The sequence below is a fragment of the Mycobacterium barrassiae genome, from assembly GCF_025822765.1.
Classification (GTDB): Bacteria; Actinomycetota; Actinomycetes; order Mycobacteriales; family Mycobacteriaceae; genus Mycobacterium; species Mycobacterium barrassiae.
Genome location: NZ_JACKUK010000046.1, coordinates 1 through 24,963 on the forward strand (window position 1 = coordinate 1; position 24,963 = coordinate 24,963).

25 protein-coding genes are annotated in these 24,963 nt (G+C 65.0%); 14 read left to right on the plus strand and 11 right to left on the minus strand.

Annotation, left to right across the window (positions count from 1 at the left end; all coding sequences use genetic code 11):
- Positions 1–52: 52 nt before the first annotated feature.
- From H7J93_RS28750 to H7J93_RS28765, 4 genes are read right to left on the minus strand one after another with little or no spacing between them, the layout of a single operon-like run.
- A complete protein-coding gene (locus H7J93_RS28750) occupies positions 53–202 on the minus strand; it encodes a hypothetical protein (protein ID WP_267309674.1) in 150 nt (49 codons plus the stop codon).
- A 9-nt stretch (positions 203–211) separates the two neighbouring features.
- Positions 212–1,069, minus strand: a complete 858-nt coding sequence (locus tag H7J93_RS28755; protein ID WP_267309675.1) for an MlaE family ABC transporter permease — start codon at positions 1,067–1,069, stop codon at positions 212–214.
- A 12-nt stretch (positions 1,070–1,081) separates the two neighbouring features.
- The gene (locus tag H7J93_RS28760) at positions 1,082–1,234 is read right to left on the minus strand and encodes an ABC transporter permease (RefSeq protein ID WP_372508067.1); all 153 of its coding nucleotides are present in this window, start codon (positions 1,232–1,234) and stop codon (positions 1,082–1,084) included.
- A complete protein-coding gene (locus H7J93_RS28765) occupies positions 1,176–1,934 on the minus strand; it encodes an MlaE family ABC transporter permease (RefSeq protein ID WP_267309737.1) in 759 nt (252 codons plus the stop codon). Before H7J93_RS28765 ends, H7J93_RS28760 begins: the two co-directional genes overlap by 59 nt.
- Before the next feature lie 258 nt (positions 1,935–2,192).
- On the opposite strand from H7J93_RS28765, the gene H7J93_RS28770 reads away from it, so the two are divergent.
- Positions 2,193–3,059: an alpha/beta fold hydrolase gene (locus H7J93_RS28770; RefSeq protein ID WP_267309676.1), complete on the plus strand. Its 867-nt coding sequence runs from the start codon at positions 2,193–2,195 to the stop codon at positions 3,057–3,059.
- Here H7J93_RS28770 and H7J93_RS28775 read toward each other — a convergent pair.
- The 4 genes from H7J93_RS28775 to H7J93_RS28790 form a co-directional block, all read right to left on the minus strand.
- Positions 3,056–3,907: an SDR family oxidoreductase gene (locus H7J93_RS28775; RefSeq protein WP_267309677.1), complete on the minus strand. Its 852-nt coding sequence runs from the start codon at positions 3,905–3,907 to the stop codon at positions 3,056–3,058. The two genes, H7J93_RS28770 and H7J93_RS28775, sit on opposite strands and share 4 nt — an antisense overlap.
- A 182-nt stretch (positions 3,908–4,089) precedes the next feature.
- Positions 4,090–4,923 (minus strand): mycofactocin-coupled SDR family oxidoreductase, encoded by an 834-nt coding sequence (locus H7J93_RS28780; RefSeq protein WP_267309678.1) that lies wholly within the window; start codon positions 4,921–4,923, stop codon positions 4,090–4,092.
- A complete protein-coding gene (locus tag H7J93_RS28785; protein ID WP_267309679.1) occupies positions 4,920–5,723 on the minus strand; it encodes a mycofactocin-coupled SDR family oxidoreductase in 804 nt (267 codons plus the stop codon). The genes H7J93_RS28780 and H7J93_RS28785 overlap by 4 nt, the downstream gene beginning before the upstream one ends.
- Entirely contained in the window at positions 5,723–7,357 is a 1,635-nt protein-coding gene (locus tag H7J93_RS28790) for a flavin-containing monooxygenase (RefSeq protein ID WP_267309680.1), read from the minus strand. Before H7J93_RS28790 ends, H7J93_RS28785 begins: the two co-directional genes overlap by 1 nt.
- Positions 7,358–7,488: 131 nt before the next feature.
- Between H7J93_RS28790 and H7J93_RS28795 the strand changes: the two genes are divergently transcribed.
- The 6 genes from H7J93_RS28795 to lipP1 all read left to right on the plus strand — a co-directional run bounded on the left by H7J93_RS28795 (position 7,489) and on the right by lipP1 (position 13,626).
- Entirely contained in the window at positions 7,489–7,758 is a 270-nt protein-coding gene (locus H7J93_RS28795) for a 2Fe-2S iron-sulfur cluster-binding protein (protein WP_267309681.1), read from the plus strand.
- Between the two features lie 96 nt (positions 7,759–7,854).
- Positions 7,855–9,036 (plus strand): acyl-CoA dehydrogenase family protein, encoded by a 1,182-nt coding sequence (locus H7J93_RS28800; RefSeq protein ID WP_267309682.1) that lies wholly within the window; start codon positions 7,855–7,857, stop codon positions 9,034–9,036.
- 26 nt (positions 9,037–9,062) lie between these two features.
- Entirely contained in the window at positions 9,063–9,980 is a 918-nt protein-coding gene (gene bphC / locus H7J93_RS28805) for a biphenyl-2,3-diol 1,2-dioxygenase (protein WP_267309683.1), read from the plus strand.
- Positions 9,977–11,449 carry an FAD-dependent oxidoreductase gene (locus H7J93_RS28810; protein ID WP_267309684.1) on the plus strand — a complete coding sequence of 491 codons (1,473 nt, stop codon included), beginning with the start codon at positions 9,977–9,979 and terminating at the stop codon, positions 11,447–11,449. Before bphC ends, H7J93_RS28810 begins: the two co-directional genes overlap by 4 nt.
- Positions 11,450–11,848: 399 nt before the next feature.
- Complete coding sequence (locus H7J93_RS28815; protein WP_267309685.1) at positions 11,849–12,688, plus strand: IclR family transcriptional regulator; 840 nt, start codon at positions 11,849–11,851, stop codon at positions 12,686–12,688.
- Complete coding sequence (gene lipP1, locus H7J93_RS28820; protein ID WP_267309686.1) at positions 12,685–13,626, plus strand: LipP1 family hormone-sensitive lipase; 942 nt, start codon at positions 12,685–12,687, stop codon at positions 13,624–13,626. Before H7J93_RS28815 ends, lipP1 begins: the two co-directional genes overlap by 4 nt.
- Here the strand turns inward: lipP1 and H7J93_RS28825 are convergent.
- Positions 13,577–14,830, minus strand: a complete 1,254-nt coding sequence (locus tag H7J93_RS28825) for an NADH:flavin oxidoreductase (protein ID WP_267309687.1) — start codon at positions 14,828–14,830, stop codon at positions 13,577–13,579. The genes lipP1 and H7J93_RS28825 overlap by 50 nt on opposite strands.
- 100 nt (positions 14,831–14,930) lie before the next feature.
- Between H7J93_RS28825 and H7J93_RS28830 the strand changes: the two genes are divergently transcribed.
- On the plus strand, positions 14,931–15,278 hold the full coding sequence (locus H7J93_RS28830; protein ID WP_267309688.1) for a hypothetical protein: 348 nt from the start codon (positions 14,931–14,933) through the stop codon (positions 15,276–15,278).
- Positions 15,271–15,885: a Dabb family protein gene (locus H7J93_RS28835; protein ID WP_267309689.1), complete on the plus strand. Its 615-nt coding sequence runs from the start codon at positions 15,271–15,273 to the stop codon at positions 15,883–15,885. Before H7J93_RS28830 ends, H7J93_RS28835 begins: the two co-directional genes overlap by 8 nt.
- A gap of 61 nt (positions 15,886–15,946) precedes the next feature.
- Here H7J93_RS28835 and H7J93_RS28840 read toward each other — a convergent pair whose 3' ends face one another.
- Both H7J93_RS28840 and H7J93_RS28845 read right to left on the minus strand, forming a co-directional pair.
- Positions 15,947–16,834 carry an SDR family NAD(P)-dependent oxidoreductase gene (locus H7J93_RS28840; RefSeq protein ID WP_267309690.1) on the minus strand — a complete coding sequence of 296 codons (888 nt, stop codon included), beginning with the start codon at positions 16,832–16,834 and terminating at the stop codon, positions 15,947–15,949.
- Positions 16,831–18,762, minus strand: a complete 1,932-nt coding sequence (locus tag H7J93_RS28845; protein ID WP_267309691.1) for a flavin-containing monooxygenase — start codon at positions 18,760–18,762, stop codon at positions 16,831–16,833. Before H7J93_RS28845 ends, H7J93_RS28840 begins: the two co-directional genes overlap by 4 nt.
- A gap of 102 nt (positions 18,763–18,864) precedes the next feature.
- On the opposite strand from H7J93_RS28845, the gene H7J93_RS28850 reads away from it, so the two are divergent.
- The 5 genes from H7J93_RS28850 to H7J93_RS28870 all read left to right on the plus strand — a co-directional run bounded on the left by H7J93_RS28850 (position 18,865) and on the right by H7J93_RS28870 (position 24,959).
- Positions 18,865–20,442, plus strand: coding sequence for an acyl-CoA synthetase (locus H7J93_RS28850; RefSeq protein ID WP_267309692.1), 1,578 nt, complete (start codon positions 18,865–18,867; stop codon positions 20,440–20,442).
- A 13-nt stretch (positions 20,443–20,455) separates the two neighbouring features.
- A complete protein-coding gene (locus tag H7J93_RS28855) occupies positions 20,456–21,562 on the plus strand; it encodes a zinc-binding dehydrogenase (protein ID WP_267309693.1) in 1,107 nt (368 codons plus the stop codon).
- A 63-nt stretch (positions 21,563–21,625) separates the two neighbouring features.
- Positions 21,626–23,044 carry an aldehyde dehydrogenase family protein gene (locus tag H7J93_RS28860; RefSeq protein ID WP_267309694.1) on the plus strand — a complete coding sequence of 473 codons (1,419 nt, stop codon included), beginning with the start codon at positions 21,626–21,628 and terminating at the stop codon, positions 23,042–23,044.
- Positions 23,041–23,826 (plus strand): crotonase/enoyl-CoA hydratase family protein, encoded by a 786-nt coding sequence (locus H7J93_RS28865; RefSeq protein ID WP_267309695.1) that lies wholly within the window; start codon positions 23,041–23,043, stop codon positions 23,824–23,826. Before H7J93_RS28860 ends, H7J93_RS28865 begins: the two co-directional genes overlap by 4 nt.
- Positions 23,826–24,959 carry an acyl-CoA dehydrogenase family protein gene (locus H7J93_RS28870; protein WP_267309696.1) on the plus strand — a complete coding sequence of 378 codons (1,134 nt, stop codon included), beginning with the start codon at positions 23,826–23,828 and terminating at the stop codon, positions 24,957–24,959. Before H7J93_RS28865 ends, H7J93_RS28870 begins: the two co-directional genes overlap by 1 nt.
- Positions 24,960–24,963: the final 4 nt, after the last annotated feature.

Sequence of the window (24,963 nt, forward strand, 5' to 3'; positions counted from 1 at the left end):
CACACCCGCGGACTTCAACGCCTCCATGGCATCAGCGCCCGACATCGGCTCGTCAGTAGTCACATCCATCGATACTGCTCCATTCATCAGGAGCCACTGCTACACAAACCATCTGACACGCCCTGACCGCCAAGGCGATGATCGCGCCGATGACGACGATCAACGCCAAACCGGTCAGCGGACGCAGTGCACTGCTCTTCATCAACCAGCCCTACCCCGACAGGTTGAAGTTGCCGTTGGAACCGTAGATCGACAGTGACACCAGCAACGTCACCGAAACCACCACGATCAGACTGGTACGCACCGCGTTACCCACCGCCACACCCACCCCCGACGGGCCACCGGAAGCGAAGTAGCCGAAATAGGTGTGGATCAACAAGATCGTGATCGCCATCAACACCGCCTGCAAAAACGACCACAACAAATCGATCGGATTCAAAAACGTGTCGAAGTAATGGTCATACAGCCCACCAGACTGGCCGAACAACACCACCGTGGTGAACTGGCTGGCCACGAAACTCAAAATCACCGCGATCGAATACAACGGAGTGATCGCGATCATCCCCGCGATGATGCGCGTGGACACCAGATACTCCACCGGGCGAATCGCCATCGACTCCAGCGCATCAATCTCCTCATTGATGCGCATCGCGCCCAACTGCGCAGTCACCCCCGCACCGAACGTCGCGGCCAAGCCGATACCGGCCACCACCGGCGCAGCGATACGCACATTGATAAACGCCGCCAAAAACCCCGTCAACGCCTCGATACCGATATTGCCCAGCGACGAATACCCCTGCACCGCCAACGTCCCACCGGCAGCCAACGTCAAGAACCCGACGATGACCACCGTGCCGCCGATCATCGCCAACGTGCCCGCCCCCATCGAGATCTCGGCGATCAACCGCACGATCTCCTTGCGGTAATGCACCGAGGCATGCGGAATCCCACCCAAAGCCTTCAGGTAGAACAGCATGTGGTCGCCAACACGGCTCAACCATTGGACGGGAAGCTTGACGCTGCGGGTGGTCGGCGGATGCGTTGTCGCGACGATCGTCGCTGTGCTCATCACAGGCCCCGGCTATCCCGTCGTCATCCGGATACCGATCGCCGTGACGAGCACATTGATCACGAACAACGCCATAAATGCATACACCACGGTCTCGTTGACCGCGTTACCGACCGCCTTGGCCCCACCCCCGCTGATGAATACCGATCGCCGTGACGAGCACATTGATCACGAACAACGCCATAAATGCATACACCACGGTCTCGTTGACCGCGTTACCGACCGCCTTGGCCCCACCCCCGCTGATGACCAACCCGCGATAACACGCCACCAACCCCGCAATCAGGCCGAACAACGCCGCCTTCACACACGAGATGATCACCTCGGGCACCCCGGTCAACAACGTGATCCCCGCCGCGAACGCCCCCGGATTCACATCCTGAATGAACACCGAAAACGAATAACCACCCAGAATGCCGATCACCACCACGAAACTGTTGAGCAACAACGCCACCAACCCCGAGGCCAACATCCGCGGCGTCACCAACCGCTGCACCGGGTTGATCCCCAACACCTCCATCGCGTCGATCTCCTCACGGATGGTGCGCGACCCCAGATCGGCACAAATCGCCGTCGAGCCCGCACCGGCCACGATCAACACCGTCACGATCGGGCCGATCTGGGTCACCGCACCAAAGGCCGCCCCCGCCCCCGACAAATCCGCCGCACCCAACTCGCGCAGAAGAATATTGAGCGTGAAACTCACCAACACCGTGAACGGAATCGCCACCAACAACGTCGGCGCCAACGCCACCCGCGCAATGAACCAACACTGCTCAACAAACTCACGCCACTGAAACGGCCGCCGAAACACAAACCGCACCGCATCAGCCGACATCGCAAAAAACCCACCAACAGCCTGCATCGGCCCCGCAAAACTACTCAACTGCGGCAACCCCGGCGACCAACGCTCCGGCCCACTACCCCGCGCCACGACGATCTCATTCGTCAATGGACGGCTCCTCGGAGTGTTTGTTTGGCGGCGGCCAAGCGACAGGCAGATGTATCGACCGGGAGACTCGCATCTATCTGAGAGCGGACGCGCTGAGCGTCCCGCTTAACGGGAGGTCCGATCAGCGGAACTCACGCCCGAACAAGCGGCGCGCCATGGCACGCTGTACCGGTGGCACAATCACCCCCAGGACAATTCGAAGCTGACCTCCGCGAGATCAAGACCGACAGGGGCACGCTTCGTTACTACGATGTTGGCGACGGGCCGGCGGTGTTGTTCCTCCACGGTTCGGGGCCCGGTGTAACGGGTTGGCGGAACTTCCGCGGGGTTCTACCCACCTTCGCCGCGCACTTTCGTTGCCTGATACTGGAGTTCCCCGGGTTCGGCGTGAGCGACGACTTCGGAGGGCACCCGATGATCGACGCTCAGGGAGCGGTTGCCCCGTTCCTTGATGCAGTGAAGATCGATCGCGTCCGGATCGTAGGCAACTCGATGGGCGGTGGCGTCGGCATCAACTTCGCGATCAACAATCCGGACCGCATCGACAAGCTGGTGACGATCGGCGGGATCGGCACAAATGTTTTCAGCTCCGGACCAAGTGAGGGCATCCGACTGCTGCAGGAGTTCACGGACGATCCCACCCGGCAGCGGCTGGTCGATTGGCTCAATTCCATGGTCTACGACCAGAATCTGGTTACCGAGGAGCTGATCGAGGAGCGGTGGAAGTTGGCCACCGACCCCGAGACGTTGGCATCGGCGCGGCGTATGTACAGCAAGGCGGCGTTCGCTCAGATGATGGCGGCCATGAAAGCGGCCGATGTCCCGATGCCGTGGGCGCAGATGCACAAAGTGGCGGTTCCGACGCTGTTGACGTGGGGTCGGGATGACCGCGTCAGCCCACTGGACATGGCGCTGATCCCGATGCGGACAATTCCCAATGCGGAGCTTCACGTGTTTCCCAACTGCGGCCATTGGGCGATGATCGAGGCCAAGGCGGCCTTCGAACGCACCGTCCTCGCGTTCTTGGCCGGCTCCTAGCGGGTCCGCGCGTAGCGCACGAACCGCCAAAGATAGGCGGGCAGACCTAGGGTCGGTACACGGCTGGGCCAGTCATCGGACCGGAAATAGGCATCGGATCCTCCGTCGACGAAGATGACACTGCCGCAGAGGAATTCGGCGGCGTCAGACAGCATGAACTGCATCCAGTCGGCGAGCTGGTCCGGGTCGCCGTAGTGGCCGACGGGCAGCGGGAAGGATTCGACCGCCCTGGCCTCTTTCGGCGTCGCCAACTGCCTCTCCAGAAGCGGCGTCAGAATGGCGCCGGGCGCAACCACGTTGAGTCGGATGCCATTGGCGGACCAGTCGGGGGTGACGGCGACTCTGCGCGCCCAACGTGTCACCGCGATCTTGGACGCGGCATACGCCATCGCGGGTGCAGAGCCGCCAAACAGGCGCACCGCGCGCACTGCCCGATCGACGTCGCCGGCCAGCAGCGCGCGGATCGCGCGCCGCGGTACGGCCGGCGTCGTCGTGGTCGAGTTGCTGCCGACGACCACTACCTTTGCTCCCCCGGCGGCAAGGGCGGGTCGCCATCCGCAGAGCAGGTCGACGACGCCGAAGTAGTTGACCTGATAGATGGTTCGTGACTGATCCTTGCCCGGACTCGGCCCAACACCGGCGGCAAGGACCGCGCCGTCGAGGTGTCCGCCCGCCCGCGCCAGCACCTCGGCGCATGCAGTTCGGCGTCCCTGCGGGGTGGACAGGTCGGCGGTCACTTCGGCGGCGTGCCGATCGACACCGATGACTGTGTGCCCGGCCGCCCGCACTTTCGCAGCAGTGGCGGCGCCCATTCCGGAAGCGGATCCAGTGACCGCAAAGGTTCCCACGGTGGCCTGTATAAGGGCTGTCTGGGCTTATCTGGAAACAATCGTCCGCCCAGTGGGCACTGTGCGGCTTCCGCACGTTACCTGTTCGAGGACTGGCTTCGCCTTCTCGCGACCGGACGATCGTACCCTGGAACAGGCTGGGCCAGAGCTCTTTCCGCGGTGGAAAACGCGACCTGGGTCACCTACCGTTGAGTGGCACCCGCGTCCACCGGCAAGGTGACCGCGGTGATGTAACGGGCCTCGTCGGAGGCCAGGAACAGACAGGCATTGGCCACATCGACCGGCTCTACCCACGGGATGTCGAGCATGTTCATGGTCTTCGCGGCTTCGGCGAACTCGGCCCGCGTCGGTACGCGATCCAGATCCGGGCGAAAAGCCCTCGACACCGCATCGTTCTGGATCAACGGAGTGTCGACGTTCGTCGGATGTACAGAGTTGACCCGGATGCCGTGCGGGGAAAGCTCATGAGCGAGGCTGCGCATCAGTCCCACCACGCCGTGCTTGGCGGCCGTGTAGTGCGCAACGCCGAGCAGTCCGCGCAAGCCGGCGATGGAACTCACGAGAATGACCGATCCGGCACCGCGGGCGATGAGATGCGGTGCGACGACCTTACAGGTGTGCCACACACCGGTGAGATTCACGTCCAGCATCGCCTGCCACGCGGCTTCGGAGAGTTCCGCTGTCGATCCGCGCGATGTGATGCCCGCAGTCGCACAAGCGATGTCGAGGCCGCCGAACGTTGCGACACCTCGGTCTACGGCGTCGCGCAATGCGTCGGTGTCCCGGACGTCGACGATGGCCGTGATGACCCGTCCACCTGCTTCGCGGACCAGGCGCGCTGTCTCCTCGAGGTCGTCGGGCGTCGACGACGGCACGACGACGGTCTCGACGGGCGCGCAGATGTCCAGCGCGATGATGTCGGCACCCTCCTGGGCGAACCGCATCGCCTGTGCCCGTCCGATACCTCTTGCCGCGCCGGTGATCACCGCGGTCTTACCAGCGAGCCGCTGCGTCATGTCGTCTTCTGGGTCAGGCCGGCATCGACGACCAGCGCGGTGCCGGTGATGTAACGGGCGTTCTCCGATGCCAGGAACACGGCGGCGTTGGCGACGTCCACCGACTCCACCCAAGGTACCGGTAGCAGGTTCCGGGCCGCCAGCACTTGCGCGGCATCGGCCTCGGTGGGGTGCTCGAGGTCGGGGCACAACCGTTTGTAGGTTGCCTCGTTGCGCACCATGGCCGTTGCGACTGCGCCGGGGTGCACGGTGTTGACTCGGATGCGGCGGGGGCCGAGTTCGTTGGCCAGCGTGCGCGCGAGACCGACCACCGCGTGCTTGCTCGCCGTGTAATGGGCCGTGTTGGGGGTGCCGCGTAAACCGTTGGTGGAGCTGATGATCACCACCGACCCGCCCGATTCTCCGATGTGGGGAAGAGCCGCTTTCACCGTGTGCCAGACGCCAGTGAGGTTGATGGCGATCGTGGCTGACCACGCCTCTTCGGTGAGTTCCCATGTGGGCGCGCCCGCGGTGTGCACGCCGGCGTTCGCGATGACGACGTCAAGCCTGCCGAGTTCCGAGACCGCGTCATCGACCGCCGCTCGGATCGCCTCTAGGTCGGTTACGTCGGCGGTGGCGGCGACGCATCGCCGGCCCCGGGCAGTGACACTGCCTGCGGTCTGCCGTAATTCGTCGTCGGCGTCGGCGACGTCGAGGGCGATCACGTCGGCGCCTTCCTCGGCGAAGCGTTCACAGTGCACCCGGCCGGTGCCACGAGCAGCGCCCGTGACGACGACGACCTTGTCGAGCAGACCGGTCATCACGGGGCTTTTAGCAGGTTGAATCCCTTGTACCCGGCCGCGGCGATGTCAGCGCAGATGTCGTTGTAGGCGGCGAATCCACCGATGAACAACATGAAACCGCGCGGCTTGCCCGGCACGTTGGCGCCCATGTACCAGGAGTTCGCCTTGGTGAACAGGGTCGCCTCGGCTCGCTGCGTGAGCTCGGCGTTCCAGTTGTCGACGGCGTCGGTGGTCGCCTCGATGGCGGTGTAGGAGTGCTCGTCAAGATGACGAATGGCGTCGGCCACCCAGTTCACGTGTGCCTCGGCGTGCAGGACCATATTCGCCAGGACGGAGGGCGAGCCGGGCCCGGACAGGATGAACATGTTGGGGAAGCCGTCGACGCCTAGGCCCAGATAGGTACGGGGCCCGTCTTTCCAGTTGTCGCGCAGGCTTTCACCACCTCGGCCGACGATGTCGATCTTGCCCAAGGCACCCGTCAAGGCGTCGAATCCGGTGGCCAGCACGATCGCATCGACATCGAAGTGGCTCTCCGTCGTATTGATACCCGCGGCGTCGATCGAGACGATCGGTGTTTTACGAACGCTGACCAACGTCACGTGCGGGCGATTGAAGGTCTGGAAGTAGTTGGTGTCCGTACAAATCCGTTTGGTGCCAATCGGATGATCGTTGGGGATCAGCAGCTCGGCGACCTCGGGGTCCTCGATGACGGCGCGCACCTTCTCCTCGTAGAACTTGCGAGCCTCCTCGTTGGCTTCGAGGTTGATCATCTGATCACTGAAGGTCTTCGAGAACAGCACACCGCCGAGTTCCCAGCGTTTCTCGAAGGCGGCGCGCCGCTCCTCGGGCGTGACCTCCATGGTCAGTTTCGGGTGCGCGATATGCGGTGAGCCCCCGCCGCTGCGCCACGACAGTCGACGCCGCTCGCCGTACGTCGCCTTGATCTTCGCCATGTCCTCGGCCGTGAGCGGTTTGTTGCCCGCCGGCACGCTGTAGTTGGGAGTGCGCTGGAAGACGTAGAGCGCTTCGGCCTGTTCGGCGATGATCGGAATCGACTGGATTCCCGAGGATCCGGTACCGATCACCGCGACACGCTTGCCGGTGAAGTCGACCTCCTCGTGCGGCCAGTGCGCGGTGTGATAGACAGCGCCGGCGAAGGTGTCCAACCCCGGAAAGTCAGGCGTCAGCGCGGCGGACAGCGGGCCGGTGGCCATCACGGTGAACCGGGCCTCGATCACCTCGCCGGCGTCGGTGCGGACGGTCCAGCGCATCGTCTGCTCGTCGAGTACCGCCGACGTGACCTTGGTGTTGAAGGTGATGTCGCGTCGAAGATCGAGGCGGTCGGCGACCCAGTTCATGTAGCGCAGGATCTCGGCCTGGCTGGCGTACTTCTCGCTCCAGTCCCATTCCTGCTGCAGTTCCTCGGAGAAGGAGAAGCAGTAGTCCACGCTCTCCACGTCGCAGCGTGCACCGGGATAACGGTTGTGATACCAGGTACCGCCGACGTCGGGCGCCGACTCGAACACCCGCACCGACAGCCCCTGCGAGCGCAGCTTGTGCAGGGCGTACATGCCGGCGAATCCCGCACCTACGACGACGGCATCGACCGTCGACAGCGGTGGATCCGCACGACCATCCGTGTTCGGCTTCACACCTGGCACATTAGGCCGCTGCTGGGCGCGGCGGGGCCGATGTCCCGACCACCGGACGGTGCGGCCGAGGTTTCCCGACCATCGGACGCGGCCGACCTCCGGCGGGCACCGATCCGTTCAACTGTCGACTCATGCCGGAAGTTGAGATCGATCTGGACGGTCGGGTGCATCGGGTGACCTGTCCGAGCACCCGGACCTTGGTGGACGCCATGCTCGACGCGGGAATCGATGTCCCCCACTCCTGCCGTGAAGGCCATTGCGGGTCATGCGTCACGACCGTTGTCGAAGGCGATGTCGACATGCCTGAATGCGACCTTCTTGGCGCCGACGAACTGAGCGAGGGCTTGGTCCTCGGCTGTCAGGCCAAACCGTTGTCTGATCGTGTGCGCATCGAGTACTAACAGTAGGCGAGACATTTCCGCTGACCGGGATTGGCATCACCGCCTCGGGCTTGACGGTGGACCATCAAAGACAGCCATTGACGTAAGGACCAGACCATGACCGAGCGGGTAATTGACCGGGTGCACGCCATCGCCGACCAACTGCGCGAGCAGGCCGTCGAAGCGGAGAAGATCGGGCGGCTCACCGATGCCACCGTCAAGTCGATGAAGGCCGCCGGGTCGATCCGGTTGCTGCAGCCGCGGAAGTACGGCGGATACGAGGTGCATCCGCGCGAATTCGCCGAGACGGTGATGGCCACCGCGGCGCTGGATCCGGCCGCCGGCTGGATCAACGGTGTCGTCGGTGTCCATCCCTACCAGATGGCCTACGCCGATCCCCGCGTCGCCGAGGAGATCTGGGCCGATGACGTCGACACCTGGATCGCATCACCGTATGCACCGCAGGGTGTCGCCAAGCCTGTGGACGGTGGGTACATCTTCAACGGCCGGTGGCAGTTCAGCTCCGGTACCGACGCGTGCGAGTGGATCATCCTCGGCGCGATGCTCGGCGATGCCGACGGCACACCGCTCATGCCGCCGCAGATGCTGCACATGATCCTGCCGCGCAAGGACTACGAGATCGTCGACGACTCATGGGATGTGGTCGGTCTTCGCGGTACCGGCTCCAAGGATGTGATCGTCAAAGATGCCTTCGTGCCGACCTATCGCACGATGGATGCGATGAAGGTGATGGACGGCACCGCTCAGCTCGAAGCGGGTATGACCGAGCCGCTGTACCTGATGCCGTGGTCGACGATGTTCCCGCTCGGTATTTCAGCGGCGACTATTGGTATCGCGGAGGGGGCGCTCGCCGCTCATCTGGACTACCAGCGGGAACGCGTGGGCGCCAACGGGACCGCCATCAAAGACGACCCGTACGTGATGTACGCCGTCGGTGAAGCCGCTGCAGACATCAATGCCGCGCGGCAGGAGTTGCTGGCCAACGCCGACCGCATCTACGACATGGTGGCTGCCGGCCAGGAGGTCAGTTTCGCCGACCGTGCGGCGGGACGCAGGACCCAAGTGCGCGCCGTCTGGCGGGCGGTCTCGGCCGTCGATGAGATCTTCGCCCGGTCGGGCGGTAACGCGGCGCGAATGGACAAGCCGCTTCAGCGCTACTGGCGCGATGTACACGTCGGCCAGGCACATGCGATCCACGTGCCGGGTACTGTCTTCCACGCATCGGCGCTCAGTTCGCTCGGGGTGGACCCGCAGGGTCCGCTGCGGGCGATGATCTAGATACCGGGAGCATCCGAAGGAGCATGATGACCGACACCAGCCTGCTCAAAAGCCTTGGCTATGTCACCGTCTCGACCACTGATATCGACCGTTGGCGCCAATTTGCTTTCAAGACACTCGGTTTCGCTGAAGGAAGCGGCCCCGATCCGAATGCCCTCTACCTTCGGCTCGATGAACGGGCGGCACGCATCATCATCGTGCCCGGCGACCGTGATCGTGTCATCACCGTCGGTTGGGAGGTGCGCGACCATGCCGCGCTGCAGCGGGTAGAGGCCGCACTGGACGCGGCGGGTGTGCCGTTCAAGCAACTGTCCCTCGAGGAGGCGGACGCCCGCCGCGTCGAAGAGGTCATCACCTTCGAGGACCCCGCCGGGACGACGCTGGAGGTGTTCCATGGCGCAGTGCTCGACCACAGCCCGGTCGTCACCCCGTACGGCGCGAAGTTCGTGACAGGTGATCAGGGTCTGGGCCACGTGGTGGTGCCCGCAGTGGACGTCAACGGCTTGTTCGAGTTTTACACAGATGTCCTGGGCTTCCGGTCTCGCGGCGCGTTCCGCGTACCCGTTCCCCCGGAGTTCGGCCCGATACGCGTGCGGTTCCTCGGGATCAACGAACGACATCACAGCCTGGCGATCTGCCCGGCGGCCAGCCTCAACGATCCCGGCCTGGTCCACCTCATGGTCGAGGTGGACAGTCTCGACGCGGTCGGCCAGGCGTTGGATCGGGTGAACGCCGACGGATTCCAGCTCTCATCGACGTTGGGCAGGCACACCAACGACAAGATGGTGTCGTTCTATGTGCGCGCGCCAGGTGACTGGGACATCGAGTTCGGCACGGACGGCATGCGCGTCGACGAAACCTACTACACGGCTGAGGAAATCACCGCCGACAGCTACTGGGGTCACCAGTGGGTCAGTGATCTTCCCGCCGCGATGCGGTCATGACGCCGGTAAATCCAGCCGACGTCACCCCGGTGTCGGCGTCGGAGGTCACGTCCTGGGATCACGAAGCCGACGTGGTCATCGCCGGCTACGGAGTGGCCGGGGCCGCAGCGGCGGTGGAGGCCGCCCAGGCCGGAGCCGAAGTGTTGGTGCTAGAACGCACCGGCTCCTGGGGCGGCGCGGCTGCGATGGCAGGCGGGTTCATCTATCTCGGCGGTGGCACCCCGCTGCAGAAGGCCTGTGGCTTCGAGGATTCCGTCGAGAACATGACAGCGTTCCTCAACGTCGCGATGGGCCCGGGCGCCGACGAGCACCGGATCGCCGACTACTGCGCGGGTAGCGTCGCGCACTTCGAATGGCTCGTCGACTGCGGCGTGCCGTTCAAGGCCGAGTTCTTCGGTGAACCCGGTTGGGAGCCGATGGGCGATCAGGGCCTGATGTATTCCGGCGGCGAGAACTCCTATCCGTTCAACACCATTGCCACCCCGGCCCCGCGCGGGCATGTTCCGCAGATGTCGGATAAGAAGCAGGGCGAGGCCAGCGCCGGGTTCATGCTGATGAAGCCTCTGGTGGACACCGCGACGGCGGCCGGCGTCCGCGCCGTGTACGACGTCCGCGTGCAATGTCTGATCACAGAATCCGACGGCCGAGTCGTCGGTATGCGTGCGCGCCGCTACGGGAACGAAATCAACGTCCGGGCCCGCAGGGGCGTGGTGCTGGCGACGGGCAGCTTCGCCTACAACGACGCGATGGTGGCGCAGTACGCGCCGCGGATCGCCGGCCGACCCGCCGCCGCTATCGAGCAACACGACGGTCAGGCGATCCGGATGGCGCAGGCACTGGGTGCCGACCTCGCCCATATGGACGCCACCGAGGTCGCCATCTTCATCGATCCGCAGCAACTCGTGCGCGGCGTGCTGGTCAATGAACGCGGTCAGCGCTACGTCGCCGAGGACACCTATCCGGGTCGCATCGGACAGCTCACGCTGTATCACCAGAACAACACCGCATACCTGATCATCGACGGCGACGCACAGGAGGAAGCGATGGCGTCGCTGTCGCCGCAGATGATGATGCGCCCGCCGACCTGGGTCGCCGAGACCGTCGCCGACCTCGAGGCCGAAATCGGGCTGCCGCCGGGGGCGCTGCAGGCGACAGTCGCCGCCTTCAACGAAGGCGCTGCCCGGGGCGAAGACCCGCTGCTGCACAAGAAGGCGGAATGGCTGCGTCCGATCGGCTCACCCGTCGGCGCCATCGACCTACGCGAGAGCACCGGCGGGTTCACGCTCGGTGGCCTGCACACCACGCTGGACGCGGAGGTCTTGCACGTCAACGGCGAACCCATTCCGGGTCTGTTCGCCGCGGGTCGATCCACGGCAGGTCTTGCCGCATGGGGTTACGCCAGCGGTGTGTCGCTGGGCGACGGCAGTTTCTACGGCCGCCGGGCGGGCCGCTCGGCAGCAAAGGGCTGAGCCTCTCGTAGCCGTGCTTCTGTCGTAGCCGTACCGAAAACGTGCACGGCTAGAACCCGGGTGCCCGTCGCGAGCATCCGTGCGAAGGATTCGACACGCCGGGCTGCGGAGCGCGTCGCCGACCCGAGATAACGCTTCGTCGACCCTCGATGATGCCGATGGCGCACGCGTGAACGACGCGACGATGCACCGACCTGCCCAGATGGCGCTCGTCGCCACCCCTGGCCTGCCTCATCACCGCGACGAGAAATCAGAAGTCACTGAGCGCGGCGGTGTCGGTGCCTGTGGGGGCGCACATATTTCCGCAAGCTGTGTGACAGCGCGCACAGGCATGTGGTAGAACATCATTATTCCTATTAGTCATATTCCAAACTGGAATGCAGACCGCCGGAGGGCTTCATGACAACGACAGTCGAACAACCCACCCCGAGTGCCGTGATTGATCGCGTCTCGCTGGTCCTCGATGCCTTCGACGGACCGGGCCGGCTGACCCTCGCCCAGATCGTCCGCCGCACCGGCCTGCCTCGCTCCTCGGCTCACCGCATGCTCGAGCGCCTCGTCCAGTTGCGCTGGCTGCGCCGCAACGGCCGCGACTACGAGCTCGGAATGCGACTGGTGGAACTCGGCTCGCTCGCCGTGCACCAGGACCGCATGCACCGCGCAGCCATCCCACTGCTGCACGACCTGCACCGCGCCACCGGCCTCGTCGTCCATCTCGCGGTGCTCGACGGGTCCGACGTCGTGTACCTCGAGAAGATCGGCGACAGGATGACCACCGCCATCCCGACCCGCGTCGGCGGCCGCCAACCCGCACACTGCGCTGCGGTCGGCAAGGCGATACTCGCTGATACCCAGTCATCGGACACGGTCGATCTGTCGGCGGGGAAGACGAAGTACTCGATAAGCACCCCGGCTCAGCTCAACGCCGAGTTGGCTCGAGTCCGCGCCCACGGTGTTGCCTTCGACAAGGAGGAATCGTTGGCCGGATTCGGTTGTGTGGCAGCACCTATCGGCAGCCCCGGCGAGGCCGTCGCCGCCGTGTCGGTATGCGGTCCCATGAACATGATGAAGTTCGACCAGCGACTGGTCGCACCGGTCCGGATGACGGCCATGGGGATCTGGCGCAACATCGAGGGCGGACCGCAGCTGGTCGCGCCGACGCTGCAGCAGGTACGTCCCCTGCGCGGCCGGCCTGTGCCGCGACCGGTGCGGGAGACGGCAGCGTTGCAGTACGCATGACACAAGATCTCGATCCGCAGATCGCCGAGCTGATCGAGCAGCTCGACTCGGGATTTCCACCCGTTCATACGATGACGGGCGCGCAGGCTCGCGCCGTCATCAAGTCCAGGTTCGTCCCGTCGCCCCAACCCGAGCCGGTCCACGAGGTCAGCGATCAAAAGATCGGCGGGCCTGGGGGTGACATCGCCGTGCGTGTCTACCGTCCCGACGGCGCAGGACTGCCGATCCTGGTGTTCGCTCACGGGGGCGGGTGGGTGTTCTGCGATCTGGACAGTCACGACGGCCTGTGCCGAGATCTCGCCAATCGAATTGGGGCCGTGGTGGTTTCAGTGGACTATCGGTTGGCCCCGGAACATCCATGGCCCGCGGCCGCCGAAGATGTCTACGCCGTGGTGACGTGGGCGGCGGACAACGCATCGGCACTCGGTGGTGATCCGGCCCGCATCGTCGTCGGCGGCGACAGCGCAGGCGGCAACCTGGCGGCAGTCACCGCGCTGATGGCACGTGATCGCAATGGGCCCGCGTTGGCGGGCCAGTTGCTGTTGTACCCGGTCATCGCCGCCGACTTCGACACCGAGTCATACCGGCTCTTCGGAAGCGGCTACTACAACCCCCTCGAAGCGTTGCAGTGGTATTGGGATCAGTACGTCCCGGCGTTGGTCGACCGCGCGCATCCATACGCCGCTCCCCTGCACGGCGATCTGCATGGACTTCCTCCTGCGGTCATGGTGATCACCGGGCATGACCCATTGCGCGACGAGGGAATTGCTTATGCCCGGGCATTGCGGGATGCCGGTGTTGCAGTGAGTGAATGCTCGTATGTGGGCGGGGTGCATGGCTTCATGACCATGCCGATGCTGGACATCGCCGGGCGAGCGCGCGCTGAGGTCAGCCGTGAAGTCGCGCGACTGGTTGGGGCAGCTCGGCCGGTGGATTGACGGGTCCGGCGACCGCGCCATACCGCTGTTCGGGATCCAGCACGCAGTGGGTGCGCCCGAAAACCGTCACCATGCACTTGTTGTTGTGGGTGCACCGACTGCGAACCGAACTGTCGGCGATCATCTTGTTGACCAGATCGGGCTCACGGAGCAATGCACGGCCCATCGCCATGTAGTCGAAGCCCTCGGCCGCAGCGGTTTCCAGGTGACCGCGGTTGGTGATGCCGCCCAGTAGAACCAGTTTGGTGTTGGTCATCACGGGGACGAACTGCCGCGCCGCGGGCAGCATGTAGAGGTCCTCGTACGGATAGGAACCCATCGCCCGCTTGCCCATCAGCCGTACTGCCGGCCTCATCGCAGGTGGCATCACCGTCGCGAATTCCTTCACCGGGACGTCGCCGCGGAACAGGTACATCGGCTTGAACACCGACGACCCCTGGGTCAGCTCGATGGCGTCGAGATGGCCGTCGGCATCGAGCAGTTGCGCGGTGCGCAGCGCCTCGTCGATCCAGATGCTGCCGGGTAGCCCGTCGTCCATATCGAGTTTGGCGATCACCGCGATCTGGTTGCCTACCACCTCACGCACCCGTTGAGCGATTTCACGCACCAACCGCGACCGGTTGTCGATGTTGCCGCCGTAGCGGTCCTTGCGGCGGTTGATCAGCGGGCTGAGGAAGGAGCTCGGCAGGTACAGATGTCCGAAATGCAACTCCACCGCGTCGAATCCAGCGTCGATGGCGACCTGTGTCGCTGCGGCGAACTGGTCGATGACTGTCGCGATCTCGGCGAGGGTGATCGCCCGGCAGTAGGCGAACGACGTCGGGTTGACGAACCGGCTGGGCGCCACCGCGGTGACGCCGGTGAGCTTCTTCGGAGCGACGACGCCCGCGTGCCCCAGTTGGGCCGAGATCGCCGCCCCCGCACCGTGTACGGCGTCGGCGAGTCGGCGCAAACCGGGCAGGGCGGCCTGGCTCATGACGATCTGACCGGGTGCGCTGGCACCTTCGGGTGACACGCAGCAGTACGCGACGGTGGTCATCCCGACGCCGCCCTCGGCGAACGACAGGTGAAAGTCGATCAAGTCGTCCGTGACCAGGCCATCGGGTGAACGTCCCTCCGACGTGGCGGCTTTGATCACGCGGTTGCGTAGCGTCACCGGCCCGAGTCGGGCGGGCAGCAGCGGGTCGTGCGCTTCTGCGCTCATCCGCTTACTGTCACTGGGCTGTGGAACCTGGTCAACGGCATCTCCCGGTGGCCGGGACCGCGCGCGAAGGTGTCCGCGGCAGCTACCTAACCTTGGTGGCATGGCCGAACCCGTGGTGTTCGTCGTCGATCGGGTCGTCACGGCGCCCGGCTGCGCCAGGCAGTTCATCGACCGGTATCTCGCCGAGTACGCCCCTGGCGCGCGTGAGCGTGGGATGACGCTGCGCGACGTCCTCGTCAGTCCCCCCATCTGGTTCGACGACCGGCCCAACACCGTGACGATCACCTGGACGCTGCCGAGCGCACAGGCGTGGTGGGAGATGACATGGCAGGGCAGGCCAGACCCCACGCTGGGCCAGTGGTGGGCGCAGATCGACGAACTGGTCAGCGAACGCAGCAGGACCGTCGCCGCCCCGGCCGCCGAGGTGGACGGACTCTGCGATGTTTAGTGTGACCCGGTTGCTCGACGTCGAAGAATCCGACCGCGAGCGCATCCTGGCCGAGATCGGGGCCGCCGCGACAAGCAGCGGCGCGGTGCGCACTTTGGTCGCGCCGACACTTGCCGGTTCCCGCAACGGCGGCGACGTGCTGGTGCATCTGCGGTTCTCATCGGAAGCCGATTGGCGCAGTTGCCGTTTCGACGATGCCCTACAGGATCCGGCGATCACCCGGGTGAACGGCGCAGCGTATCCGGGCGTTCCGACGCGACGCGGCGACGGCACGGTCTACCGGACTCTGCTGTTGCGGGTGTCACCTGACACCGCAGCCGACACGGTGGCGCGCTTCGAGGATGAACTGGCGTCGATGCCCCGTTACGTTTCGACCATCCGCGCGTGGCAGCTCAGCCGGGTGTCCGAGGCCGTCGGCGCCACGGCATGGACGCACGTGTTCGAGCAGGAGTTCACCGACACGGCCGGGCTGATGGGACCGTATCTCATGCACCCGATCCACTGGGCCGTCGTGGACCGCTGGTTCGACCCGGAGACCACGGAGGTGATCATCCGCGACCGGGTGTGCCACAGTTTCTGCGCGTTGACGGCCCCCATACTCACTTAGCGCGACACGTCTACAATGCGCGAAAGCCTTCTGGCTCCGGGTGTTTCGCGACTGCCCGCGGTCAGAGCCCGGCAGGCAGAATATTGGGGTTGGCGTTGGCGGGCGGTTCCAGGGGCGGCAGCATCGACCGGCCGTCGAGTGAGTGCACCTCCAGCTTCTGCGACCACGGATAGTGCAGGCTGAACGCCACCAGCCCGGTGCGTTGCTCCGCAGGCAGATGACACATCGCCAACACCGTCTCCGCGAGATACTCCACCGGCTCTGTGGGAAACGTCTCCGGGATCAAGCTTGCGGCACCTGGTGTGCGCACGGCGGTCGACGGGCCGACACAGTTCACGGCAATGTTGTCGTCGAGCAGTTCGGCCGCCACCCCCTGGGTGAACCTGTGCAATGCCGCCTTCATCGACGCATAGATGACGTCGCCAGAGGTCTTGTTGTACTCCCGGTATGGGCGCACCGGGGCGACTCCGGTCACCGAGCCGATGTTGACGATCCAGCCGGCACCCTGTTTACGCATATGCGGTACAGCCGCTTTGGTCAGCACAAACGGCGTCCGCAGATAGTGCTCGACAGTCCGGTCGAAGGTATCCAGTGACATCTCCTCGACCACGGAGTAGTCCGCGAAGCCGGCATTGTTCACCAGGATGTCGATGCGCCCCGTGCGATCGAGCACGGTGTCGACGAGGCGGTCGCGGGCCTGTGCATCCTCGAGGTCGGCGGCGACACCGAAGGCCGAACCGCCGGCCTGCTCGATCAGCGCAATCGTCTCGCCGATGGTGCCCGGGACGGCCGTGGCGACTCCGCCGCGGACCGATGTCGACGGCTGATATGCCCGTGCGGTCACCGCCACGGTGGCGCCTTCGGCCGCCAACCGTTGCGCAATCGCCCGGCCGATACCGCGGCTGCTACCGGTCACCAGGGCCGTTTTGCCGCTTAGCAATTGGGTCATCGCAGTACGTAGTGCTCTTCAACGGGTGCCCGGTGTTGCTTCCAGAGATCGACAAGTCGGAACGGCGTTGCGACCACCACGCGGCCGGAACCCGACCGGTAATAGGTGTGCGCATTGGGCGTGTGACACCACACGGTGTCTGCCATCGCCTCGTCGACGTCGGACACGTACTCCTCATACGCCTGCTGGGTGACTTCCATCGTGGTGGCCCCGCGCAGCGCCATCAGCTGGATGGCCTCGACCACGTAATGTGCCATCACTTCCATCGAGAAGTTCGCGCCCGCACCGTGACCCGGGCTGTAATTGGGAGCCGAGTGGATGAACAGGTTGGGGAACCCGGGGACCGTACCGCCCCGGTAGGCCCGGGGGCTGTCACCCCACTCATCGGACAGTTTCTTTCCGCCGCGCCCGCGGATGTCCATCGTCGACAGGAAGTCCAGGTGGTAACCCGTCGCGTAGATGATGACGTCCAGATCGATCTGCCGACCATCCTGCGTGACAATGCCTCTGGCGTTGACCTCGGCGGGTTCGCTCGCCTCGACATCGACGTGCTCGCGGGTCAGCGCCGCGTAGTAACCGCCGGGATCGCGGATGATCCGCTTACCGTACGGCGCGAAGTCCGGCGTGACCTTCTTCGCCAACTCACTTCCCGCCCCGAACACGCGGTCGATGTACTCCAAACACATCTGCAGGAGCACATCGTTGGCCGGCGAGATCGACAGGTGATCCTTCGCCCATTCAGGGTCGCGCAGGATCACCGGATAGTTGTTGTCGGCCGTAGCCCAAAAGGACTTCAGCCGGTTCCAGTTCGCGTAGAAGGGTACGTGGCGGCCCAGATAGCGGCGGTACTCCGGAACGTCGTCGGTCAGTCGCTTGCGAGGTGCGACCCAATGCGGTTGGCGCTGAAACACCGTGAGGTGCTCGACCTCGTCAACACAGGCGTCGACGATCTGCACCGCGGTGCAGCCTGCGCCGATCACTGCGACCCGCTTGGCGGCGAGATCGACTGACGGATCCCACTGAGCGGAGTGAATACTGGTGCCCGCGAACGTATCCCGTCCCGGCACATCAGGCCAGCGCGGGCGGTTGAGATAACCCGCGGCAGTGACGACAACCCTGGCATAGCTGACGTCACGGTTGCCGGCGGCGTCGATGGAGTGGATCTGCCACTGATCGCGGTCCTCGTCCCACCACAGCGCCTCGACCTCGGTGCCGAACCTGATGTGCTCACGCAGGCCGTACTTGCCGGCCAGCGCCACCAGATAGGCCTGGTACTCCCCGCCCTGCGGGTAATAGCTGCTCCATTCGGGGTTCACTTCGCGTGACAGCGAGTAATAGGCCGATGGCGTGTCCACGCCGATGCCCGGATAGGTCGTGGTCAGCCAGGTGCCCCCGACTTCGTCGTTGCGCTCGAAAATTTCGTAGGCCACGCCGGCATCCGCGGCGGCCAGCGCAGTGATCATGCCTGCCAGGCCCGAACCGATGATGGCCACGTTCATCGTTTCGGGGATCGGCACGGTCCGCGGCAGCGTCGGCTGAGAAAGCTGGAATCCGCCCTGCTCGAGCAGCAACGGAATGAACTCATCCTCGACATCCGAACCAAGCGCGATCGGAGCGATCTTGGCGAACAACTGCGGATCATCAGGGGCCAGCCCGGTGCGGTTGGGCGCCGTCGCCAGTGCGGTGGCGACAGCTTCCACAAGCGCCTCCGCGGTTTCGGGGTCGGTGACGCCGGCACGCTCCGGCGGATCGGGCACATGGGAGATCTTGGGTCCGAAGGTCGTCACGACGTCCGGATCGCCGGTCAGCTGCGCCAGCACAGCGACCAGCACCCCCGGGTCGGCCTCGCGGAGGTTCGCCCGCAGTTCGGCCGGGTCGAAGTCGGTCGTCGCCGATTGGCCGGTGCTGACGGTGGCGCCTGAACTCATGACATCGATTATCGAAGCCACTCAGGCCCCTCGGCACCACGCCGCCTACTCAGCGGGACACGACCCGACCGTTGCTGCGACGGCCCGCCTACCGTGACCAGAATGCAGCCAGGCACCGTGATCAGCGCTGCGCGCAGTCATGCGCTCGGCCACATTCCTCGCAGGTCGGCCCGCAGGTTCCCCGACAAGACCGCGATCGTCGACGGCGATGTGACCATGACCTTCGCCGAATTCGAATACCGGGTGGACCGAGCGGCGGCGGCGCTGGCGGACCACGGCTTCACCGCAGGTGACCGCATCGCACTGCTGAGCCACAACTGCTGGCAGTACGCCGTGCTGGCCTTCGCCACGGCGCGCGCCGGGGTGGTGCTGGTACCCGTCAACTTCATGCTGACCGCCGAGGAGATCTCGTTCATCCTGGGTCACAGCGGTGCCTCCGGCTTCATCGTCGAGGCCGATCTCGTTCCCACCGCGGAGCGGGCGATGGCGCTGGGTGGTGCCGTCACCACCACTGCCGCGCTGGTCGCCCCGGGGCAGACACTGCCCGCGGGCTGGGCCGATTTCGCAGGGTGGCTGACCACGACTTCACCTGCTCCCCAACCGTTGGTCGACGACGACCAGGTGATCCGGCTGATGTACACCAGCGGAACCGAATCGCATCCCAAGGGCGCCATGCATTCCAGCCGCAGCCTGATGGGCAATTACGTGAGCACGATCCTTGCTGGATCGATGGAGTCCACGGACATCGAGGTGCACAGTCTGCCGCTGTATCACTGCGCCCAACTGGACAACTTTCTGATCACCGACATCTACCTGGGCGCGACCAGCATCATCTTGCCGCGCCCGGAACCCGAGATGGTCCTACGAGCCATCGAACGTCATGGCGCCACCAACTACTTCGCGCCGCCGACGGTGTGGATCTCGCTGTTGCGCTCACCCGTGTTCGACCAGGTGGACCTGTCCAGCCTGCGGAAGGGCTACTACGGCGCCTCGGCGATGCCGACAGAGATTCTCGCGGAGATGCGCGAGCGACTCCCCAACCTACGGTTGTGGAACTTCTACGGCCAGACCGAGATGGCGCCGCTGGCATCGGCTCTCGGTCCCGAGGAACAGGACGAGCATCCTGGCTCGGCGGGGCGACCCGCGATCAATGTCGAGACGGCGATCCTCGACGAGAATGATGATCCGGTCGGCACCGACATCGTCGGCGAAATCGCCCACCGCAGCCCACATCTGATGCTGGGTTATCTAGACGACCCCGCGAAGACCGCCGAGGCGTTCCGTAACGGCTGGTTTCATTCGGGCGACCTCGGCTACTACGACAAACACGGCCTGCTGCATGTCGTCGACCGCAAGAAGGACATGATCAAGAGCGGCGGTGAGAACGTCGCCAGCCGCGAGGTCGAAGAGGTTCTGTACCGGCACAACGGAATCGAAGAAGTCGCCGTCTTCGGGTTGGCCCATCCGGTGTGGGTCGAAGCGGTAGCGGCGGCCGTGGTCGTGCGTGACGGCGCCCACCTCGCTGAAGAAGACGTTCTGTCGCACTGCCGCACGCACCTGGCCGGCTTCAAAACGCCCAAACACGTTTTCTTTGTCGACTCGCTGCCGAAGAACCCGAGTGGCAAGGTGCTCAAGCGAGTGCTGCGTGACCAGTTCAGTCTCGAATCACCAAGTCACTGAAGGGAATACAACTGTGTTCAAGGGTCGTATAGCCAGATTCGACGCGCCGGGTAAACCGTTCGTCATTGAATCGGTCACACTGCCGGGAGTAGCTGCGGGCGAGATCCTGATCAAGGTGACGCGGGCGAACATCTGCGGCTCCGACGTGCACGCCGCCGAGGGTACGTTCGCCACCCGCGGCCTTGGCGGTCAACTTCCGACCGTGCTGGGGCACGAGATGGTCGGCGCAGTGGCAGCGCTGGGCGAGGGTGTGACCACCGATTCCAATGGCGCACCGCTTGCCGTGGGCACCAGGGTGGTGTTTCCGTACTTCTTCTGCTGCCATACCTGCCGCAATTGTCTGGCCGGCCGCCGTAACGCCTGCCAGAACCTGAAGATGGCGATGCTCGGACGCGCGGACGAACCACCGTATTTCGTCGGCGGCTACGGCGACTATTACTTGCTGCCGGCGGGCGCTGTCGTCTACACGGTGCCCGACGCAGTTTCCGACGAGATCGCCGCCGGCGCCAACTGCGCGCTCTCACAGGTGATGTACGGCCTCGAACGGGTGGATCAGCAGTTGGGCGAATACGTGGTGGTACAAGGCGCCGGCGCCCTTGGCCTCTACGCAGTGGCCGTTGCCAAGGCGCGTGGCGCCGCCCGTGTGATCGCCATCGATGGAGTGCCCGAACGACTGGAGATGGCAAAGGAATTCGGGGCCGACGAGGTAATTGACATCACCGAGGTGACCGAGGAAAAGGATCGTGTCAAGGCCGTACGCAACCTGACCGACGGTCTGGGTGCCGATGTCGTCGTCGAGGTGGTCGGGCATCCGTCGGCCATCGACGAGGGCCTCAAGATGCTCGGGCAGTTCGGCCGTTACGTCGAGATCGGCAACATCGGCATCGGCAAGACCTTCGAGTTCGACCCGTCGCGATTCGTCTTCTCCAACAAGACGATGGTCGGCGTTTCGCTTTATGACCCAGCGGTGCTGTCGCGGGCGTTGACGTTCCTCGAACAGCATCAGGACAAGTTGCCGTTCGACCGGCTGGCGGCGGCTTGCTATCCGCTGGATGACATCAACGACGCATTCGCCGCCGCCGCCGAGAAGCGCGACGTGCGCGCCAGCGTCATCCCCTGACCAAACCGAGACACCCTGACCAAACCGAGACACCCTGACAAACCGACACGGAAGAAACCCCACATGCACAACTACACCCGAACCGAACTCTTCATTGAAGGAAAGTGGGTGAGCCCGGTCGGATCGGGACGGATCGAGGTCATCGATCCCGCGACCGAGAAGGTGATCGGCAGCGTGCCCGAGGGCACCGAGGCCGATGTCGACGCCGCCGTGGCCGCCGCCAGACGCGCCTTCGACCCGACGATCGGTGTCGCCGAACGCCGGGATCGGCTGGGTGCCGTGATCGCCGCGCTCAAGGAGCGCCTGCCGCAGATCGCGGAGACGATCACCGCCGAGATGGGGGCACCGGTGCGCATCGCGCAGAGCGTGCAGACCCAGGTCCCGCTGGCCGTGGCCCACGGGTTCGCTGCCGCCCTGGACGCGTTCGAATTCGAAGAGCGTATTGGCAATTCGCTGGTCATCCGTGAGCCATACGGCGTCGTCGCTGCAATAACGCCGTGGAACTATCCCCTCTATCAAGTGGTGGCCAAGGTGCTGCCGGCCATCGCGGCCGGGTGCACCGTGGTGCTCAAACCGAGCAACGAGGCGCCGCTGTCGGTGTTCGAATTCGTCGATGCGATCGAAGATGCCGGGTTGCCCGACGGTGTGGTGAATCTGGTGTCGGGACCCGGCCGGGTGATCGGCGAGCGGATGGCAGCACATCCAGATGTCGACTTCGTCTCGTTCACCGGCTCCACCGGGGTTGGCAGCCGCGTCGGGGAGCTCGCCGGACGGACCGTCAAGAAGGTGGCGCTGGAACTGGGTGGCAAGTCCGCCAACGTCATCCTCGACGGCGCCGACCTTGCGACTGCGGTCAAGGTGGGCGTCGGCAACTGCTTCCTCAACGGCGGCCAGACCTGCATGGCGTGGACCAGAATGCTGGTACCGCGGGCCCGATACGGTGAGGCACTCGAGCTCGCCGAAGCCGCGGCGGCGCGTTACACCGTCGGCGATCCGTGGGATCCCGCCACCCGACTCGGACCGTCGGCATCGCAGTCGCAATACGAGACAGTGCTCGGGTTCATCGAACGAGCCCAGCGCGACGGAGCACGGCTGCTCACCGGCGGCACCGACAAGGTGAGCGAGGTCGGGTACTACGTCGCGCCGACAGTCTTCGCCGACGTCGATCCGGATTCCGAGTTGGGCCAGGAAGAGGTATTCGGACCCGTGTTGGCCGTCATTCCGTTCGACGACGAAGCCGACGCCCTGCGCATCGCCAACGGCACACCCTACGGCCTGTCCGGTGCAGTCTGGGCGGCCGACGACGACACCGCGATCGCATTCGCCCGCCAGGTGCAGACCGGGCAACTCGACATCAACGGTGGCGCTTACAACCCGGCGGCACCCTTCGGCGGATACAAGAAGTCGGGCATCGGGCGTGAGCTCGGTCGGTTCGGTTTCGAGGAGTACCTGCAAACCAAGTCCCTGCAGCTGCCCGCATGAACGCCCCGCTGACCATCGAGACATCCGGCGCGGTGCAGGTCTGGACCATCAACCTGCCCGAAATGGGTAACGCCATCACCGACAAGGCATTCATCGCGGCCTTCGAGGAGGCGGTCGATGCGGCGAACGGGGACAACGGTATTCGCGCTGTCGTACTGACCGGGGCGGGGAAGATCTTCTCCGCAGGCGGCAACGTCAAGGAGATGGCCGACCGCGAAGGCATGTTCGGTCTCGAGGCCATTGAGCAGCGCTATGCCTACGTCGACGGTATCCAGCGGATCCCACGAGCGTTGGCGCGCTTCGAGATCCCGCTGATCGCGGCGGTCAACGGTGCAGCCATCGGTGCGGGCTGCGATCTGGCGATGATGTGCGACATCCGGATCGCGTCCGAACGGGCCTCGTTCGCCGAAAGCTTCGTGACACTGGGTCTGATCCCCGGCGACGGCGGCTCATGGTTTCTGCAGCGCGCCATCGGATTCGAGCGAGCCGCAGAGATGACATTCACCGGCGACCGGGTCGACGCCGCTACGGCGCTGGAGTGGGGCCTGGTCAGCCGGGTCGTGCCCCACGACGAGCTACTTCCCGCAGCACACGCCCTCGCCGAACGGATCGTCAAGAACCCGTCGCACTCCTTACGGATGGCCAAGCGTCTGCTTCAGGAGTCGCGAACCGGCCTACTCGAGTCGACGCTGGCCATGGCTGCCGCGATGCAGCCGCTGGCGCATCACGATGCAGAACATGAGCGGCGCATCGCGCGGTGGCGAAGCGAGGGGAAGAGCTGATGTCGCTGCCCCGATTGGTGCCCCCCGCTAGCGTCGATCCCACTGCAACGTCGGTGTTGCGGGCCGAGGTCCGCGCATTCCTCGCCGAACAGCTCGAGAACGGTAACTACACCCCCTCTGTCGACGCCTGGCTGTCGGGCTGGGACGAGGACTTCACCGCAGCGTTGGCGGCACGCGGCTGGTTGGGAATGACGGTGCCAGTCGAGTACGGCGGACACGGGCGTTCGTTCCTCGAACGGTTCGCCGTCACCGAGGAGCTGTTGGCCGCAGGTGCTCCGGTCGCCGCACATTGGATCGCCGACCGGCAGATCGTGCCCTCGCTGCTCAAATACGGGACCGAAGCGCAGAAGACGCGCTTTCTGCCCCAGATCGTCGCCGGCAAGTGCTTTTTCGGTATCGGGATGAGCGAACCGGATTCGGGTTCGGATCTGGCCAGCGTGCGTACCAGAGCGATCCGCGTCGACGGCGGTTGGTCGCTGACCGGCACCAAGGTCTGGACCTCGGGAGCCCACCTCGCGCACGCCTTCATCGTGCTGGCCCGCACGGCGCCGGTGGATTCGGCGAACAGGCACGCCGGACTAAGTCAGTTCATCGTCGACTTACGCGGCGCCGGAGTGGATATCCGTCCGATCGTGTCGATGAACGGCGCCCACCATTTCAACGAGGTGATCCTCGACGAGTGCTTCGTTCCGGACGACATGGTGTTCGGTGAGATCGGCGACGGCTGGCGGCAGGTGACCTCGGAGTTGAGTTTCGAGCGCAGCGGGCCCGAACGGTTCCTGTCGACGTTCGCTCTCCTCGGCCGGACAGCCGATGCCGTCGCGGCACAACGCATCTCACGAGACGTCGATCTGGGCCGGCTGGTCGCCCGCATCGCAGGACTGCATCAGATGTCCACCGCGGTCGCGGGCGCGCTGGAACGCCACGAACCGGCCGACGTGCCCGCCGCGGTGGTCAAGGTGCTCGGCACCACCACCGAAGGCGATATCGCCGACTTCGCCGACCTGATCGCCGATCCGGAATCGACGCCCCTGGTGGCACGCGCCGTCGACCAGCGACCTGGTTTCACGCTGCGCGGCGGGACCAACGAAGTACTGCGCGGTGTGATCGCGCGCGGATTGGGGCTGCGATGACGAC